15 protein-coding genes are annotated in these 15,801 nt (G+C 71.7%); 3 read left to right on the top strand and 12 right to left on the bottom strand.

Annotation, left to right across the window (positions count from 1 at the left end; genetic code table 11):
* Positions 1-113: 113 nt before the first annotated feature.
* Positions 114-1,289: an FAD-dependent monooxygenase gene (locus ACSP97_RS03090; protein WP_440556259.1), complete on the bottom strand. Its 1,176-nt coding sequence runs from the start codon at positions 1,287-1,289 to the stop codon at positions 114-116.
* Between the two features lie 91 nt (positions 1,290-1,380).
* Here ACSP97_RS03090 and ACSP97_RS03085 point away from each other — a divergent pair, with 91 nt between their 5' ends.
* Both ACSP97_RS03085 and ACSP97_RS03080 read left to right on the top strand, forming a co-directional pair.
* Positions 1,381-1,935: a TetR/AcrR family transcriptional regulator gene (locus tag ACSP97_RS03085; RefSeq protein WP_440556258.1), complete on the top strand. Its 555-nt coding sequence runs from the start codon at positions 1,381-1,383 to the stop codon at positions 1,933-1,935.
* Between the two features lie 379 nt (positions 1,936-2,314).
* Entirely contained in the window at positions 2,315-2,773 is a 459-nt protein-coding gene (locus ACSP97_RS03080) for a PaaI family thioesterase (protein WP_382076460.1), read from the top strand.
* 80 nt (positions 2,774-2,853) lie between these two features.
* Here ACSP97_RS03080 and ACSP97_RS03075 read toward each other — a convergent pair whose 3' ends face one another.
* The 7 genes from ACSP97_RS03075 to ACSP97_RS03045 form a co-directional block, all read right to left on the bottom strand.
* Entirely contained in the window at positions 2,854-3,297 is a 444-nt protein-coding gene (locus ACSP97_RS03075; protein WP_355531065.1) for a PaaI family thioesterase, read from the bottom strand.
* Positions 3,298-3,417: 120 nt separating this feature from the next.
* Entirely contained in the window at positions 3,418-4,680 is a 1,263-nt protein-coding gene (locus ACSP97_RS03070) for a beta-ketoacyl-[acyl-carrier-protein] synthase family protein (protein WP_440556257.1), read from the bottom strand.
* An 11-nt stretch (positions 4,681-4,691) separates the two neighbouring features.
* Positions 4,692-4,967 carry a phosphopantetheine-binding protein gene (locus ACSP97_RS03065; protein ID WP_355328782.1) on the bottom strand — a complete coding sequence of 92 codons (276 nt, stop codon included), beginning with the start codon at positions 4,965-4,967 and terminating at the stop codon, positions 4,692-4,694.
* A gap of 18 nt (positions 4,968-4,985) precedes the next feature.
* Positions 4,986-6,734, bottom strand: a complete 1,749-nt coding sequence (locus ACSP97_RS03060) for an AMP-binding protein (protein ID WP_440556256.1) — start codon at positions 6,732-6,734, stop codon at positions 4,986-4,988.
* Positions 6,731-8,257, bottom strand: coding sequence for a B12-binding domain-containing radical SAM protein (locus ACSP97_RS03055; RefSeq protein ID WP_355531071.1), 1,527 nt, complete (start codon positions 8,255-8,257; stop codon positions 6,731-6,733). The genes ACSP97_RS03060 and ACSP97_RS03055 overlap by 4 nt, the downstream gene beginning before the upstream one ends.
* Entirely contained in the window at positions 8,254-9,561 is a 1,308-nt protein-coding gene (locus ACSP97_RS03050; protein ID WP_355151345.1) for a B12-binding domain-containing radical SAM protein, read from the bottom strand. The genes ACSP97_RS03055 and ACSP97_RS03050 overlap by 4 nt, the downstream gene beginning before the upstream one ends.
* 478 nt (positions 9,562-10,039) lie before the next feature.
* The gene (locus ACSP97_RS03045) at positions 10,040-10,867 is read right to left on the bottom strand and encodes a DUF4097 family beta strand repeat-containing protein (RefSeq protein ID WP_440556255.1); all 828 of its coding nucleotides are present in this window, start codon (positions 10,865-10,867) and stop codon (positions 10,040-10,042) included.
* Between the two features lie 209 nt (positions 10,868-11,076).
* Between ACSP97_RS03045 and ACSP97_RS03040 the strand changes: the two genes are divergently transcribed.
* Positions 11,077-11,802: a DUF4232 domain-containing protein gene (locus tag ACSP97_RS03040; protein WP_440556254.1), complete on the top strand. Its 726-nt coding sequence runs from the start codon at positions 11,077-11,079 to the stop codon at positions 11,800-11,802.
* 74 nt (positions 11,803-11,876) lie between these two features.
* Here the strand turns inward: ACSP97_RS03040 and ACSP97_RS03035 are convergent, their stop codons facing one another.
* The 4 genes from ACSP97_RS03035 to ACSP97_RS03020 form a co-directional block, all read right to left on the bottom strand.
* The gene (locus tag ACSP97_RS03035) at positions 11,877-12,764 is read right to left on the bottom strand and encodes an NAD-dependent protein deacetylase (protein WP_355151351.1); all 888 of its coding nucleotides are present in this window, start codon (positions 12,762-12,764) and stop codon (positions 11,877-11,879) included.
* Between the two features lie 157 nt (positions 12,765-12,921).
* Positions 12,922-14,100, bottom strand: coding sequence for an AI-2E family transporter (locus tag ACSP97_RS03030; RefSeq protein WP_440556253.1), 1,179 nt, complete (start codon positions 14,098-14,100; stop codon positions 12,922-12,924).
* Between the two features lie 78 nt (positions 14,101-14,178).
* A complete protein-coding gene (locus tag ACSP97_RS03025) occupies positions 14,179-14,847 on the bottom strand; it encodes a nitroreductase (RefSeq protein ID WP_440556252.1) in 669 nt (222 codons plus the stop codon).
* A 392-nt stretch (positions 14,848-15,239) separates the two neighbouring features.
* Positions 15,240-15,665, bottom strand: coding sequence for a DUF2267 domain-containing protein (locus ACSP97_RS03020; protein WP_355151357.1), 426 nt, complete (start codon positions 15,663-15,665; stop codon positions 15,240-15,242).
* Positions 15,666-15,801: the final 136 nt, after the last annotated feature.

Here is a 15,801-nt window from a genome sequence, read left to right as displayed (position 1 = left end):
CCGGGATATGCGCCCGCCCGGGGCAGAACCCGCTGGTGACCGCCCCGGGGCGCCCGCCTGGACGGGCCGGCGGCCGGTCGCGCCCCTCGCCCCCGACCGCCGGGCGCACGGCCCTACGGCACCCGCGGTCCGGTCGCCGGCCGCGGCGCCGTCCAGTCCGCGTGGCGCAGGACGGCCCGCATGGTCACGCTCGACGGTGCCAGGCGCAGGGCGGTGTTGCGGAGGGCGACGGCCAGCGGGTTGGACAACTGCTGGCCCATGCGGCCGGCCTGGCGGGCGGCGCGGGCCACGGCCTGGGCACGGGGACGGCGCTCGGCGTCGTAGCGGGACAGCGCCGAGGGGAGGGACGGCGCGTCGGCGAGGGCGGCGGTCAGGGAGGCGGCGTCCTCCAGTGCCTGGCACGCGCCCTGGCCGAGGTTGGGTGTCATCGCGTGGGCCGCGTCGCCGAGCAGGACCACCCGGCCGGAGACGAACGACGGCAGGGGAGTGGCGAGTTCGTTGATGTCGTGGTGGAGGACGTCCTCGGGCCGGGTGGCGTCGAGGAGCGCGCCGACCGTGCCGTGCCAGCCGGCGAGGCGGCGGCGCAGCATGCCGAGCGGATCGCTGTGCCGTACGCCGGGCGGCGAGTTGAGCACCGCGTGCCACTCGGCGTGGCCGTCGGTGAAGGCGATGTGCCCGAACTCCGCGCCCCCGCCCCAGGTCAGTTCGAAGTCCGTGGGCAGTCGCAGCGGACGCTCGGTGATCGCCCGCAGCACCGTGGAGCCGCTGTACGCCGGGCCGGGGTGGTCCGGGAAGAGCCGGCCCCGCAGCCGGCTGCCGACCCCGTCCGCCGCGACCACCAGGTCGGCCGCCATGACGCCGTCCGGCAGCGGCACGCCCACGGTGTCCGGGTCGCCCAGGTGGAGCGAGGGCACGGTCGCCCCGATGCGCAGGCACTCGTCCGGCAGGGCGGCGCGCAGCAGCCGGTGCAGGACCGAGCGGCGGATGCCGACGATCGGCGTGCCCAGCGCGCGCTCCAGCGCGGCCCCGTCCATCCGTGCCAGCCACCGGCCCGACGGGGTGCGCGTGCCCCCGGTGTACTGCGGACGCGCCGCCGCGCGGACGGCCGCTCCGACGCCGAGCGCGTCCAGGGCCCGCAACCCGTTGGCGTGCAGCGAGATCCCCGCGCCCGCGTCGTCCAGGACGGCGGCCCGTTCCACGACCCGTACCCGCCAGCCGATCCGGCGCAGCCCGATGGCCGCCGCCAGCCCGCCGATGCCGCCCCCGACGACCACCGCCGTCTCACCCATGCCGGCCCCCTTCACCTCGGTCTTCTACAGATGTAGAAGACCGTACCGCAGGGTTTCTACGGCCGTAGAAGCAGGGGTGTAGAAAGAAGGGGTGCCCACAGACCGACGTACTCTCCTCGCCGACACGGCCATCACGGTGCTCGCCGACACCGGCATCCGGGGGCTGACGCACCGCGCCGTCGACCGGGCCGCGGACCTGCCGCCCGGCACCACCTCCGCCTACTTCCGCACCCGCCAGGCCCTTCTCACCGCGCTGGTGCGACGCCTCGTGGTCCTCGACCAGGCGGAGCTGGAGGAGATGTCGGCGCGGCTGCCGGTCCGGGACGCCGGTGAACTGGCCGCCGGGATCGCCGCGTTGGTGCGGGTGCGGCTCACCGGGGATGGACGCCGCCGCTCGCTCGCGCGCTACGCCTGCGCCGTCGAGAGCGCCCGGTACCCCGAGCTGCGCGAGATCCTGGTGCCGCGCGAGAACCGGGCGCGGCAGGCGGTGTGCGATTTCCTCGCCGCGCACGGGGTGGCGGAGCCGCAGGAGCGGACGCTCACGTTGCTGACCTGCGTCGACGGGCTCGTGTTCGACCGGCTGGTGAACGGCGGCGACGTCCGGGAAGAGGAGATCGCGGGGCTCGTGGCGGCGGCGCTGCGCTGAATCCGGACACGACGGCGGCGCCGCCTCCGTGGGACCAGGAGACGGCGCCGCCGCGCTTCACACGCCCTGGGGCGTCAGACCAGCCATCCGACGAGGTGGACGAGGCCGGCCAGGACGTTGGTGAGGATGTTCATGATGGTGCCGCTCCTTGCGATGTACCTATGCGTTGGGACTGTGCTCAGCTACGGTCTGCAGCCCGTCACTCGCACAACGTAAGTATCACCCGTTCGAAGCAGTCGATCCGCTCGAATGGACGATGGCCACCTGTTCGAGGGAACAAGTGATCTCTTGTTCGATCATGCGGCTTCCGGCCCCCGGAGTAGTCTCGGGTCGCAAGGCCGCACCCGTCGATGACGACAGCGCGAGGAGAGACGTGGAACTGGAACCGCAGGTGTTACCGGATCAGGTCGGCCCCGAGGTACTGGCCCGCGTGCGGGACAGCTTCGACCGGCAAGGGCTGATGCGTCATCTGGGAGCCCGCATCACGCACATCGCTCCTGGTCGTGTGCACATCACGCTGCCCCGGGGGGAGGAGGTCTCCCAGCAGCACGGCTACATCCACGCCGGCGCGACCAGCGCCATCGCCGACAGCGCGGGCGGCTACGCGGCCTTCACCCTCTTCCCGGAGGACTCCACCGTGCTCACGGTGGAGTACAAGATCAATCTCTTGGCCCCCGCCGGGGGCGACCACATCGAGGCGGTGGGCACCGTGCTCAAGTCCGGCCGGACGCTGACGGTGTGCCAGTTGCAGGTCTTCAGCCACGAAGGGGACGAGAAGACCCTCGTCGCCACCGGACAGCAGACACTCATCTGCCTGGAGTCGCGCCCGGACCGTTAGACCCCGGTCGGCCGTCCGCCGTCCCGCCCGGCGGACGGCCGGCCGGGCGGGGCGGCGGGCCCGGCCGGCCCTCGCGATGCTCAGTCGTCGTAGCCGTCGAGGTCGGAGAGGCGGATGCCGGAGACGGTGTACGTGCCCTGACCCGCCGCCACGAGTTTGCCGCTGTCGCTGTAGACGTCGCTGCGCGTGACGTAGATGGTCTTCCCCGCGGTCACCACCTCGCTGGTGGCCAGGATGCCCTCGTGCCGCACCGGGCGGATCAGATTGATGTGGTAGTCGACGGTGAGGACGCTGTAGGTCTCCTCCATCGAGTTGGCCGCCATGAACCCGGCGGTGTCCGCGACCTCGAACAGCATCGCCGCGTGCAGGAAGCCGGCGTTCTGCGTCAGATCGCCGTTGAAGGGGATGGCGACCCTCGCCACTCCCGCCTTCTCGATCTCGATGGTCTTGTCCAGGAACTGGGAGATCCGGCACTTCATGCAGCAGCGGGTGAGCCTCTCGAAGTGAGTCGACGCGGAACCCAAGGCAATCTCCTTCGGCGAACGTGGGCGGTCGTTCGCGGCTAGGGCCTCTCGTTTGGATCGTGCCGGGCTCGCGGGCCCTGGCACCGCTCCCTGATCCGGCCCGATCCAAAACGAAAGATCCTAGTCCCGCGACACGACGAGACTGGCATTGATCCCGCCGAAACCGAAGGCGTTGATCAGACAATGGCGCAGCTCGGTCCGGCGCGCGTCGACCGGGATGTCGACGTCCGCGAACGCGGGATCGGTCTGCTCGTACTTCAGGGTGGGCGACACCGTCTGGTGCCGAAGCGCCATCAGGGCGGCGGCGAGGTTCATCGGGCCGTTCGCGCCGAACGTGTAGCCCGTGTGGCCCTTGATGGAGGTGACGACCGGTTGCCTGCGGGCGCCCGACACCAGCTCGGTCACGGCGGCGAGTTCGGCCGCGTCGCCCCGCACCATGCCGGACGCCTGCGCGTACACACAGTCGACCGCGTCCGTGGCCACCGCCGCGTCGGCCAGGGCGTCGGCCATGACCCGTACGACATGAGGGGTCGAGATGCCCGTGATGTCGTCGCACCCGCTGTTGGTGGCGTAGCCGGTCAGTTCGCCGTACCACCGCGCGCCACGCGCCTCGGCGTGCGCGCGGTCCTCCAGCAGGAAGACGGCCGCCGCCTCGCCGACGACCATCCCGTCCCGGCGGCGGTCGAACGGGCGAGGCGTGCCCGCCGGATCGTCATGGCGGCTCAGGGCCGTCATGGCCTGGAAGCCGGAGTAGGTGATCGGGGTCGTCACGGCCTCGGCGCCGCCGGCCAGCGCCCAGGTGCGGGCACCGGACCGGATCGCGCGCATCGCCTCGCCCACCGCCTGGCTGCCGCTCGCGCAGGCACCGGCGATCGTCATCTGCTCGTCCGTGATCCCGTGCTGCAAAGCGATCGCGCTCGCGGCCATGTTGGGGATGAGTGAGGGGATCAGAAACGGGCTGGTCCTGCGCACCCCTTGGTTCTCCTGTCTGAGGACACCGGCCTCGATGCTGGGCAGTCCGCCCATGGCCACGCCCAGGAAGACGGCTCCCCCCGGCGGCAGATCCGCCCGAGGGGTGCCTGCGTCGTCGTGCGCCCGTACGGCGAGTCCGCTGTCCGCGACGGCCTGGTCCGCGGCGGACAGCGCGTAGCGGACGAACGCGCTCATCCGCTTGAACTCGAACCGGAACGGGCCCGGGGGGAGTTCCACGGCGGAGTCGTCGACCTCGCCGGCGAGACGGCTGCGGAACCGGCTCGGGTCGAAACGGGTCACCGGCGCGATCCCCGAGCGTTTGGCCACGAGGCCGTCCCACAGCTCGCCGGCCGTCGAGCCGAGCGAGCAGACCACTCCCGCGCCGGTGACCACTACGCGTCGGCGCCGCACCGGGGGCCGGGTCAGGCCTGCTGCCCGGACACGGCCTGGGCGCCGCGGATGTAGTCCTCCAGGTCCTGAAGCGTCTCGATCTTCTCCATGACGGATTCGTCGAAGTCCACCGAGAAGCAGTCCTCCAGGTAGAGCAGCAGCTCGACCAGCTTGAGGGAGCTCATCCCCTCGATGGAGTTGCCGATGTGGGACTGCGGGGTCAGATAGGAGACGTCACGTTCCATGAACTCACCGATGTGCTCGGTGATCCGGGCGAAGAGTTCCCGGTCCTGCTTCTCGTCCTGCATCGTGTTCCCCTTCCGAGGTCATGCCCGTCCGCTCAGTGGTGCCGTGGCCCGGTGCGCGTCGATGGTCCCGTCCTCGATCATCCGCCGGCACAGATGGCGCTGGATCTTGCCGCTGGTGGTCCGGGGCAGTCGCGCGCGGGGCACCCAGTGGTAGGTGACGCCGTTGATCCCGAACGTCTCGTCGAGCGCCTGGCTCACCCGGCCGGTGAGGTCCCGCCGGTCACGGCCCTGGGCGAGCCGTTCGTCGAGCAGGAGGTGGAGCTGTTCGGTGTGCAGCGTCGCGTCCCGGACGCCGACCGCGACGACCGCGGGAGTGCGGGGGCTCCGCATCACGGCCTCCACGAACCGCTCCACCTGGTCGGGGACGTAGTTGCGGCCCGCGATGATCACGATGTCCTTGCTGCGGCCGGTGACGTACAGCTCACCGTCGAGCCGGTAGCCGAGGTCGCCGGTGCGCAGATGGCCGTCGGGCCCCCTGAGCCCGTCCCCGGCCGAGGCGGACACGGTGGCCGGGTCCGCCTCGGCGGTCGCGCCGCCGGGCTCGGGGAGGTAGCCGTCGATCACGCTGGGTCCGGCGACCTCGATCTCGCCGATCACGCGGTCGGGCAGCGGCTTCCCGTCCGGGTCGACCACCCGCAACGCATGGCCGGGCACCACGGGGCCCACGCACATCATGCCCGTGGAGCGCGGATCGCCTTCCGCGCGCGGCTCGGCGTATCCCCGTCCCGCGACCGCCTCGGCGTCGACCCGGTCGACGGTGTACGGCCGGGTGACATCGGAGATGGTCACCGCGAGCGTGGCCTCCGCGAGCCCGTACACGGGCCTCAGCGTCGCCTCGGACAGCCCGAACGGGCCGAACGCCGCCTGGAATTCACGCAGGGTGCCCTCGTGCACGGGTTCCGCGCCGCACAGGGCGACCCGCCAGGTCGACAGGTCGAGACCCTCGGGCGGACGCTTGGCCGCGACCCGCGCGCAGATGTGGAACGCGGAGCTGGGCGCGGGCGACAACGTGCCCCGGTAGCGGCCGATCCAGTGCAGCCAGGACATCGGGTTGCGCAGGAAGTTGAGGGGATCGGCGAGCACCATCGGGATACCCGCGTGCAGAGCGTACGAGATCCCGATGAGCCCCATGTCGTGGAAGAGCGGGAGCCAGCTCACCAGCGTGTCGTCGGGCGTCCCCCGGATCGCCTCCGCGATGGCCCGGACGTTGGCGACGATGTTGCCGTGCCGGATCACGGCCAGCTTCGGCGCGCCGGTCGACCCGGAGGTGGCCTGGAGGTGGGCGATCGAGTCCGGTGTCGCTCGCGGCGCGTCCAGCGGTTCCCGGGTGCCGCGCAGGGCGTCCGGTGTGATCACCGGTACCGGCAGCGACGGGGCGACGGCGTCGGCCAGTTCGGGGGTGGTGACCACCCGCGCGGCCCCCGCGTGTGCCACCAGCCGGCCGAGGTGGGCGCAGTAGCGCGTCATACCGCCGGTGGTGGGCTCCGCCGCGACGACCGGCACGACCCCGGCGTGGAGGCAGCCCAGGTAGACCGAGAGGAAGTCGCGCGAGGTGGGCAGGACGAGGATCACCCGGTCGGCCGCGTCGACGCCCTGTGCCGTGAGCCCGGAGACGGTCCGCGCGATCAGGCGGCACACGTCGGCGTAGCTGAGCGCGAAGGTGTCCTGTGACCTTTCGACGACATGGAACGCCGTCCGGTCCGGGGTGCGCGCCGCGCTGTCGAGGAGCGCGTCGACGACGGTCGCCGCCGGGCGACGGCCGGTCATCGGGCGTACGCCTTCACGAACTCGACGTCCGAGCGCCTGGACGACCCCTGGAGCCAGGTGCGGAGGTCGCCGTACCGGGTGTCGAAGTCCGCTTTGAGCAGGTCTTCCTTCAGGGTGCCGGCCGTGGTGTAGTACGGCTTCTCCAGCTCGGCGAGGAAACGGATGTGCTGCTCCATGCCGGCCCGCCCGCGCTCCACGCTGCGCGCGTACGCCTTGAGCCGGGCCCGCCGCTGCGGCCGCCGCTCGATCTCGAACGCCCGCTTGAAGAAGATGTCGTAACTGTCCAGGATGCCTTGCTGGAGCTCGCTGGGGCGCATGTGGCGGGGGAAGATGCCGACGAAGGAGTAGTGCTGGTACGTCGGCACTTCCATGATGATCCGGTGGTCCTCGATGTCCTGGCGCGCTCCGAACAGCAGGTCCTGGAACGGGTATTCGGCCAGGCACACGAAGACGGGGTGCATGATCCGGGCCTCGGCGCACCAGTACGCGGTGGCCTCGATCGCCTGACGGTCCTGTACGTCCAGTCCGAAGATGATCGCGGAGTGGATCGCGATGTCGTGCTCCGCGAAGCGCAGCAGGCGCTCGGTCTGTTCCGAGGCGTCCACGCGCTTGTTGAAGGCCTGGAGGACGCTCGGGTCCTCCGACTCGACTCCGAGGCAGTACTCCTCGAAACCCGATCGCTTGAGATCGAGGACCAGGTCCATGTCGTCGGCGTGGTTGATCCGGCTCATGGCGATGAACTTGTAGTCGCGGTCGCGGAAGGTCTCGGCGATCTCGCGGCAGTAGTCCTTGCGGGTCGTGAAGTTCAGGTCCGTGACGTAGAAGCGGTTGCAGCCGGTCTGCTGGTGGATGGCGTCGAGTTCGCTGCGCACGTCCTGTGCCGTCTTGGTGCGGAAGCGGCGTCCGAGCAGCCGGATGGCGTAGCAGAAGGAGCAGTTGAACGGGCAGCCGCGTGACATCGAGACCGTCGCCCAGTGCAACTTGGGTGCGCGAGCGAGGAGCTTGGGGTTGATGGCGTTGGCGAAGCTGCCGAACCGGGTGACCTTGTTCAGGGTCAGTCTGCCGTCGGCGCCGATGTAGGCCAGGTTGTCCACGTCCGTGACCGCCTGGCCGTCCTCCAGCGCCCTGATCAGCTGGACGCAGGGGATCTCTCCCTCGGCGGTCACCGCGTAGTCCGCGTAGCGCAGCGCCTCGTAGGGCGCGAACGCCGCGTGCGGTCCGCCCATGACCACCACGCAGTCGGACCGCTTGTGGCGCTTGATCAGCTCCAGCGTCTCGATGTTGGACCAGAAGTGCGTGGCGAGCGCCGAGATCAGGATGTAGTCGTACTCGGCAAGGGGGAAGTCCCCGGGCTTCTCGCCCCAGAACATCTGGCACATCTCGACGCGGGCCGCCGGGAACTCGTGCTGGACGAACGAGGCGACGTAGTAGATGCCGTCGTTGTAGGTGGTGGCCAGCGTCGAGGCGTCCGGATAGGACTCGTGGAAGCCCAGTTGGACGCAGAGGATCTTGAGGTCCCTCATGACGCGGGCTCCGCCGGGGTGGTCTGCCTGGTGGCGTGCCGGCGCGCGAACTCCCTGCGGACCTTGTCCTTCATCTCCTGCTTGAGCTTGGCGGCGATGCGCTCGGGGTCGTTGACCCGCCGCTGCGCCCAGGCCAGCAGGTCCCGCGCCTCGCTGCGGTTCATCTTCGGGTGCTTCCACACCAGGTTGTACAGGTCGTGCTTGCTGAGGTCCGGCTCGTCGACCAAGTGCTCCATCTGCCGGTACAGCCGGGTGCGGTGAAACGGGGTCAGCAGTGTCAGCTGACAGGCGAACAGCCCTTCCTGGCTGAGCTGTTCGATGTCGTACTGCATGTCCTCGATGCTGTCCTCGGCGAATCCGACCATGAAGGTGCCCAGCGCCCGGCGCCCGTTGTCGATCAGCTCGCGCACGGTCTGCCGGACGTTGTAGACGTCGTCGCGTTTCTTCACGTCGGCGACGTTCTTGTCCCGGTACGACTCGATACCGACGATGGCGCCGTCCATGTAGCGGTCGGTGAGTTCGGGGATGCGGCCCCGGATGAGGTCGGCGCGGGTCAGACAGATCCACGGCAGCTCGCGCTCGGCCAGGGCGTCGACGACCTGTTCGGCCAGCGAGTTGGTGAGGAAGAAGCTCTCGTCGTAGATGATGACGTGGCCGACCTTCGCGTCCCGGTAGGCGTCGAGGGCCGCGTAGGTGTCCTCCATGAAGATGGCTTCTTCTTTGGGATTGAAGACCGGGGTCGAGCAGAAGGTGCAGCCGATGTTGCAGCCGCGCTTCGAATACAGGTATCCGACGGGAGAAGTGATCCCGCGGAATCCGCTCTCTCCCATCATCGCGGGGTGCCGGACCCGGGGCAGCGGTGTGCCGTAGACGTACTGGTGGATCGGGGCCTCGCCGGCGCCTTTCACCAGCCTGGTGAAGTGCTCGTCTATATCGGGTGTGAGGACACCGTAGTTCCCGCCCCAGATCTCGGGTACCTCTGCCTCGCGTGCGGCCTTGGCCATCTCGATCGCGACCGGTGTGGACCAGGTGTAGAAGCTGATGCCGACCATGTCCCACGGTTCGGAATGCAGGGCGTCGAGGTATTCCTGCCAGGTCGGGTATTCGAGGATCTCGACGTCCGGCACATTGTGCTTGATGAATCGGAGGCCGGTCGGCGGACACGTCACGGAGAGCCGGTCCTCGATGTCCACGGCGCAGGTCCAGGCCATGTAGGTGTCGGTCCGGTCGTACCAGTTCCCGCCCACTCCATTGGGCTCGATCAATGCCTCTTTGGGAGCAGTGGTCAGGAGCACCCTCTTCATTTACCGTCCCCTTCGCCTGGAATTTGTGGTTCCGCGAACAAGCCGTGTTCGACAGCACGTCAAAATCGTGTGCGCATTGCCGGTGAGATGGATGTGAGCTGAAGGTACTCTGAGTTCGCGACCCTAGGATTGGCTGATCTTATGTGTCAACCCATGAGTGATCGCGAAAACGGGTCGGCATCCGATTCAGGCCACCCCTTGAATCGATATCGCCATCGCCGCCGACTGCGTGCCCGCGGTGTTCGGATCAGGCGGGTGGCGTGCGTCGAGACCGCCTCTCGCGGGGGCCCCGGCGAGGGCCTCGGCCACCGGGACGCCTTACGGGACCGGGTGGGGCAGGGGGCGGCGCCGTCGCCGGTGACGGCCGTGGTCGGCGTCTGCCGGGGGCCCTGGGTCTCGTGGACGACATGCGGCCGGAAACCGGCGGCGGCCGGGTGGTGCCGGGCGGGTGATCAGGGCACGCGCGGCCCAAGGTCCCTCAGCCCCGGTGGGCCTCGGTGTCGCCGTTGACGGTGCGCAGCGTCAGCCGGTGCCGGTGGTCCCCGGAGGCGGCGGCCGGAACGTCCACGGTGGAGCGGCCGTTGGTGGTGCTCGCGTCGGTCGCGTACGGCGGGGCGTCCGCCGGGAGGGTCACGCGCACGGAGCCGTTCCGGGTCACGCCGTCCAGCGTGTCGGGCGAGGTCGTGCACAGCAGGTCGACATCGCCGTCGACCGTCTCGGCCGCCACGCCGCGCGCCGCCAGACCGGTCGCCCGGACCGAGCCGTTGCGGGTCACGAGGCGCTGACGGGCCCCCTTCGTGCCGGAGTCCTGCACGGTGACATCCCCGTTGACGGTGCTCAGGCTCAACGCGCCCCGCACACCGCTGACATCGATCCCGGCGTTGCGGGCCCGCACGGTGAGCGTGACACCGCTGGGCACGCGCACGAGCGGCATCCCGCCGCAGTTGTCCGCGGCCCGGCCGTCGCCCTCGTCGCAGGGCAGGTCGAGGGTGTGCGTGCTGCCGTCGCCGTTCCAGCGGGCGAGGTTCCGGTCGTCCACCGCCACGCTGTCGTCGTCCGTGCCGACCACCCGCACGCCGCCCTGAGTGGTGATGACAAGACGGCTGCCGTCGGCGAGCGCGGCCTTCTCGAACCTCCCGCCGCGTTCGCCGTGCACGGCCCCCGGCAGGGCCCGGTCGCCGCCGTGGTCGCAGGCGGTCAGGACCAGCAGCGGCAGCAGGGCACCCGCGACACAGGCCGCTCGGCCACCACGACGGGACGTGCGCCCGGCGTCCGGGCGGTTGGGGCTGCTCCATGATGACGTCATGGAGATGCGGGTGCCCGCGAGGACGCGGTTGTGTGCACCCCGCTCACGCGCCGGCCGCGGCGGAAGCCCGCACAGCGGTGCCCCGGCAGACTGCGGGGTCGTCAACTCGCCTGTGACAGAACGAAGACGGGGCGAAGAGCCGCCTGTGACTCGGTGCGGGATACAAATACTTCCGACCGCACGCACCGCGCCGCTTCTGGGGGAACACCGTGAAGTACACCCGCATCGCCGCTCTGGCCGCCGTCGGCGTCGCCGCCACCCTCTCGCTCACCGCCTGCGGAGGCAGCGACACCGGCAAGGACTCGTCCGCCCAGGGCTCCTCGGCCTCGTCTTCCTCCTCGTCCACGAACGATGGTCCGGCCACGGACGGTTCGTCCTCCGGCGGCGGTTCGACGCCGGACGGCGGCTCGAAGCCGCAGGGTGGTCCGGGCTCCGGCGCCGCACAGGCCGGCGGCGCCACCGGGTCAGGCTCCGGACAGAGCACCAAGGCCGGTGACACCGGGAGCGGCGCGACGCAGACCGGCGGCAAGGTCACCTTCTGCAAGACGGCGAACCTGGCCATCGACGCCCACAACGCCGCACCCGACACGGTCTCCGGCAGGATCGACGTCACCATGGTCAACCGGGGCTCGACCACCTGCTCGGCGACGGGGTTCGCGGGCGTCGACATCAAGGACGCCGACCACACCTCCAGCCCCATCGAGCGCGGCCCGGCCCAGCCGCGCATCACCATCCTGAAGCCCGGCGACGCCGCGGTCTTCGACATCGCCTACGACATCGACAACAGCGGCAACAGCCTCACGTCCCCCACCGACATCCTGGTGACGCCCCCGAACGAGACGCACACGGTGAGCCTGAAGTGGCCCGCGGGCGCGGGGAAGATCAAGGGCGCCTACACCGACGTCCAGGTCTACCCCACGCACACGACCAAGTAGGGATCCGGCCGCCGGGGACCAGGGGGCCGGCCGCGGCCCGGCGCGGCCGGACGGGGCGGCGCGCGCGTCGGGCCCTACGCGTCGACGGTGATGCCCAGCCGGTCGGCGACGGTGGTCAGGGCCGCGCCCAGGGGGAGGGCGACCCGGCTGACGGCGTGCCGATCGCCCCGCGTCGGGCCCTGGTTGACGATCAGCACCGGCTTGCCGGCCTCGGCCGCCTGCCGGACGAACCGGAGCCCCGACATCACCGTCAGGGAGGAACCGAGCACCAGCAGCGCGTTCGCCTCGCGCACCAGGCGACGGCAGTGCTCGACCCGCTCCGGCGGGACGGACTCCCCGAAGAACACGACATCCGGTTTGAGGATGCCGCCGCAGACCGCGCAGGGCAGCACGCGGAAGTCTCCCACCTGCTCGTCGGAGAGGTCCGCGTCGCCGTCCGGGTTGATCCCGGCGGCCACCGGATCGAAGCCGGCATTGGCCTCCTCCAGCCGCCGCGCGAGCGCGCGGCGCGGGCTGAAGGTGCCGCAGGACAGGCACACCACCCGGTCGAGGCTGCCGTGGAGTTCCACCACGTCCTCACTGCCGGCGGCCTGGTGCAGGCCGTCGACGTTCTGGGTGATCACACCCGCCAGCAGGCCGTGCCGCCCGAACGCGGCCACGGCCCGGTGCCCCGCGTTGGGGCGGGCCCGGCCGAAGGTCCGCCAGCCGAGGTGGCTGCGCGCCCAGTAGCGGCGCCTGGCCCGGGCGTCGGCGGTGAAGTCCTGGTAGGTCATCGGGGTGTGCCGGCTCAGGCTCCCGCCCTCGCCCCGGTAGTCGGGGATGCCCGACTCGGTGGAGATCCCCGCCCCGCTGAGCACCAGCACCCCGCCCGCCCGCAGGGCGTCGACGACCGGCCCCGGGTCCGTGCCGCCCGGCGGCAGCTCCTCGGTGGGTGTCCAGCTCAGCGTGGGTCGCATCCGCATGCGACCAGGTTACGGGGCCGGACTCGTTGCTTAGGGCGGGGCGCCCGGCCGGTGCGGGGGAGCCGGGCACCGCAGACACCCGGCGCCCGGACCGGCCTCCGCCGTGCGGGCCAGGACCGTCCTCCCCGACCAGGCTCCCGTCGCGCCGGGAGGGTGCTCAGGGCGGCACCGCCCGCAGCGCCTTCAGCACCGCCCACACCACCGAGATCAGCGGAACCGCGACGATCGCCCCGACCACCCCGGCGACGATGCTGCCCGCGATCACCGAGAGGGCGACGACCAGCGGATGCAGCCGCACCGCCCAGCTCATCACCACGGGATGCAGCACATGCCCCTCCAGCTGGCCGATCACCACGATCAGCGCCAGCACGGCCAGCGCGACGAGCGGGCCCCGACCGGCCAGCGCGACGACCGTGGCCACCGCGAGCGCCACCGGCGAGCCCACCAGCGGCACGAACGCGGCGAAGAACTCCAGCAGGGCCAGCGGCAGGGCCAGCGGTACCCGCAACAGCAGCAGCGCCACCCCCACCAGCACGGCGTTGGTGGCGGCCACGATGATGATGCCGCGCGTATACCCGGCGAAGGCCCGCCAGGCCGCCCGCCCCGCCCGGTCCCAGCCGCCGCGCGCCCCGGCCGGCACCAGCTGCTCGCGCGCCCAGTTCCACAGCCGCTCCCCGGAGTGGATGAAGAACACCGAGGAGAACAGCGCGAGCGCCGCGCCCGTGGCCAGCTCCACCACCCGGCCGAGGCCGCTGACGGCGCTGCTGAGCAGGCTCGACCGGTGCGCCGAGAGGTAGCTCGTCACCTGGCGTTCGAGCGCGGTCAGCCGGCCGGGGCTGAGCCGGAACGGCGGCCGTCGCAGCCACTCCTCGATGCGGTGCACACCCCCGCCGAACTCACCGGCCAGCCGGGGCCACTCGCCCGCCACCGCGTTGCCCACCAGCGCGAGCAGCGTCAGCAGCACCAGCAGACTGCCGAGCAGCGCGACGGCGACGCACAGCGGGCGCGGCAGGACCCGGTTCAGGAGGTCGGCGAGCGGGCGCAGCACCGAGGTGATGACGAGCGCCAGGAACAGGGCGACCGCGATCAGCTGGAAGCTGCCGAGGACGCTGAAGACGCCGTAGACGACGATGCCGACGAGGATGAGCCGCCAGGCGTAGGCGGCGGCGGTGCGCAGCCAGGGCACGGTGCGCTCGGTCACCGGCACCCGGGCCTCGGGGCGCGGCGACGCCGAAAGACGAACGGAGTACGCGGGGCGGCTGCCGAGCACCGCGCGCCCCGGCCGGTGCCCGCCGCCCTCCGGCCCGGCCGCCCGCCGGCGCGCATCGCCCACCATCGCTCCCGTCCGACGCTCCTGGGAGAACCGTAAGCACAGGGGTGCCCGGGCGGCTCGTCCAACGCGTCCGGGCGCGGGTCACGACCCGTCCACGAACGTCACCGTCTCCGCGAGCGGCGCCCGACCGGTCCGCGGGTACGGCACCGACTGGTCCGCGAACCCGATCGACACACCCGCGAACAGCACCCACTCCGGGCGCGGCGCCGCCACCTCGGCGACCGTGCGCCGGTACACCGACCACGCCATCTGCGGACAGCTGTCCAGCCCCTCGGCGCGCAGCAGCAGCATCACCGTCTGGAGGTACATCCCGAGATCGGCCCACTGGGCGGCGCCCATGTCCCGGTCGATGTACGCCAGCAGCAGGCAAGGGGCGCCGAAACACGCCCAGTTGTCCGCCACGGCCGCCCGGCGGCCCGCGGCGTCCCCGCGTTCGATGCCGAGCGCCCCGAACCGTTGGGCGGCCGCCGCCGAACGCCGCTCGGCGTAGGGCGGCTTCGCCTCCGGCGGATACATCCGGTACTCCCGTTCGTCCCCGGGATCACCGGCCGCGGCGCGCTCGGCTGCGCGCTTCTTCAGCTCGGCCAGCGGGGTGCCGGTGAGCACGCGCAGGTGCCACGGCTGGAGATTGCCGCCCGAGGGGGCGCGAGCGGCGGCCGTGAGGACTCGTTCCAGCACCGCCCGTGGCACCGGCTCGTCCGTGAAGGCGCGCACCGCCCGCCGGCTCGCCACCGCCGCGTATATGTCCATGGCCCGCTCCCGTCCGTTGTTCCCACCGAGATGACGGACACCGGCCAGGAGATGTGACACGGGCCGACTGGTGTGACAGTGGACGTGGGCCACGCGGCCCCGGTGCGGGTGGTGGTCACACGACCTTCACAGTCACCCCGGGTGGGGTGGACCCGCGCCGGGGCACTCGCGGGGTGTCGTCGGCCAGGAGGGGGTACCTCCAGTGATCACCGTCGCGGTTCTGCTTCTCCCCGTGCTCAGCCTGCTGCTGTTCGGTCTCGATCAGGTCGAGGACCGATGGGTGACCCGCCCGTCCAAACCCCGCGCCGAACGCCCGCACAGGCGCCGCCGGGCATGGCGCCGCTGACGGTCACCGACCACGCCGTCCGCGCCGTTCGCGTGGGTTCGGACGGCTATTCGCCCTCGCTCGCCCGCTCCACCGGCAGCAGCTCGCGGATGTCCGCCGGCAGGGCGCCCGCCATCCGCTCGGTCAGCTCCGGGGCGAGCGCCGCGTCCAGCACCTCCAGGACGGCCGCGGCCTCCCGCAGCGCCGTCTCCTCGTCGGTGCCCGCCCGGTCGGCCACGCGTCCCGCGAAGGCGGTCAGCCCGAACCGCTCGCCCGCCGTGCCCTCCGCGGCGGTGGCCGCGGTGGCGTCCGCGGCGAGCCGCATCGCGTCCGCCATGTCGGGCGGCAACTGCGCGGCCACATGCCGGGCCAGCCCGGACGGCAGCCGCTCCGACAGGGTCGTCACCACCGCGTGCGCGGCGCGCTCGGCGGAGCCCCGGTCGGGCAGCTGGGCGAGCGCCTGCACCTTGCCGATCATCTCGTCGTGCCGCATGAGTCCGTCCCCTTCCGCACGAAGCCGGGGCGGTGCCCGGACCCTGGGCACGCCCGCACCGGACGGGTACCCCGGTTGCGCCGGGTGCCGCATGGCCGGTCCGCGCCGACGGGCGGCGGCCCGCGGCGCCCGGTAG

This window comes from Streptomyces sp. SCPE 10 (assembly GCF_051980735.1).
GTDB lineage: Bacteria > Actinomycetota > Actinomycetes > Streptomycetales > Streptomycetaceae > Streptomyces > Streptomyces misionensis.
This window is presented reverse-complemented; position numbering and strand designations above follow the sequence as displayed.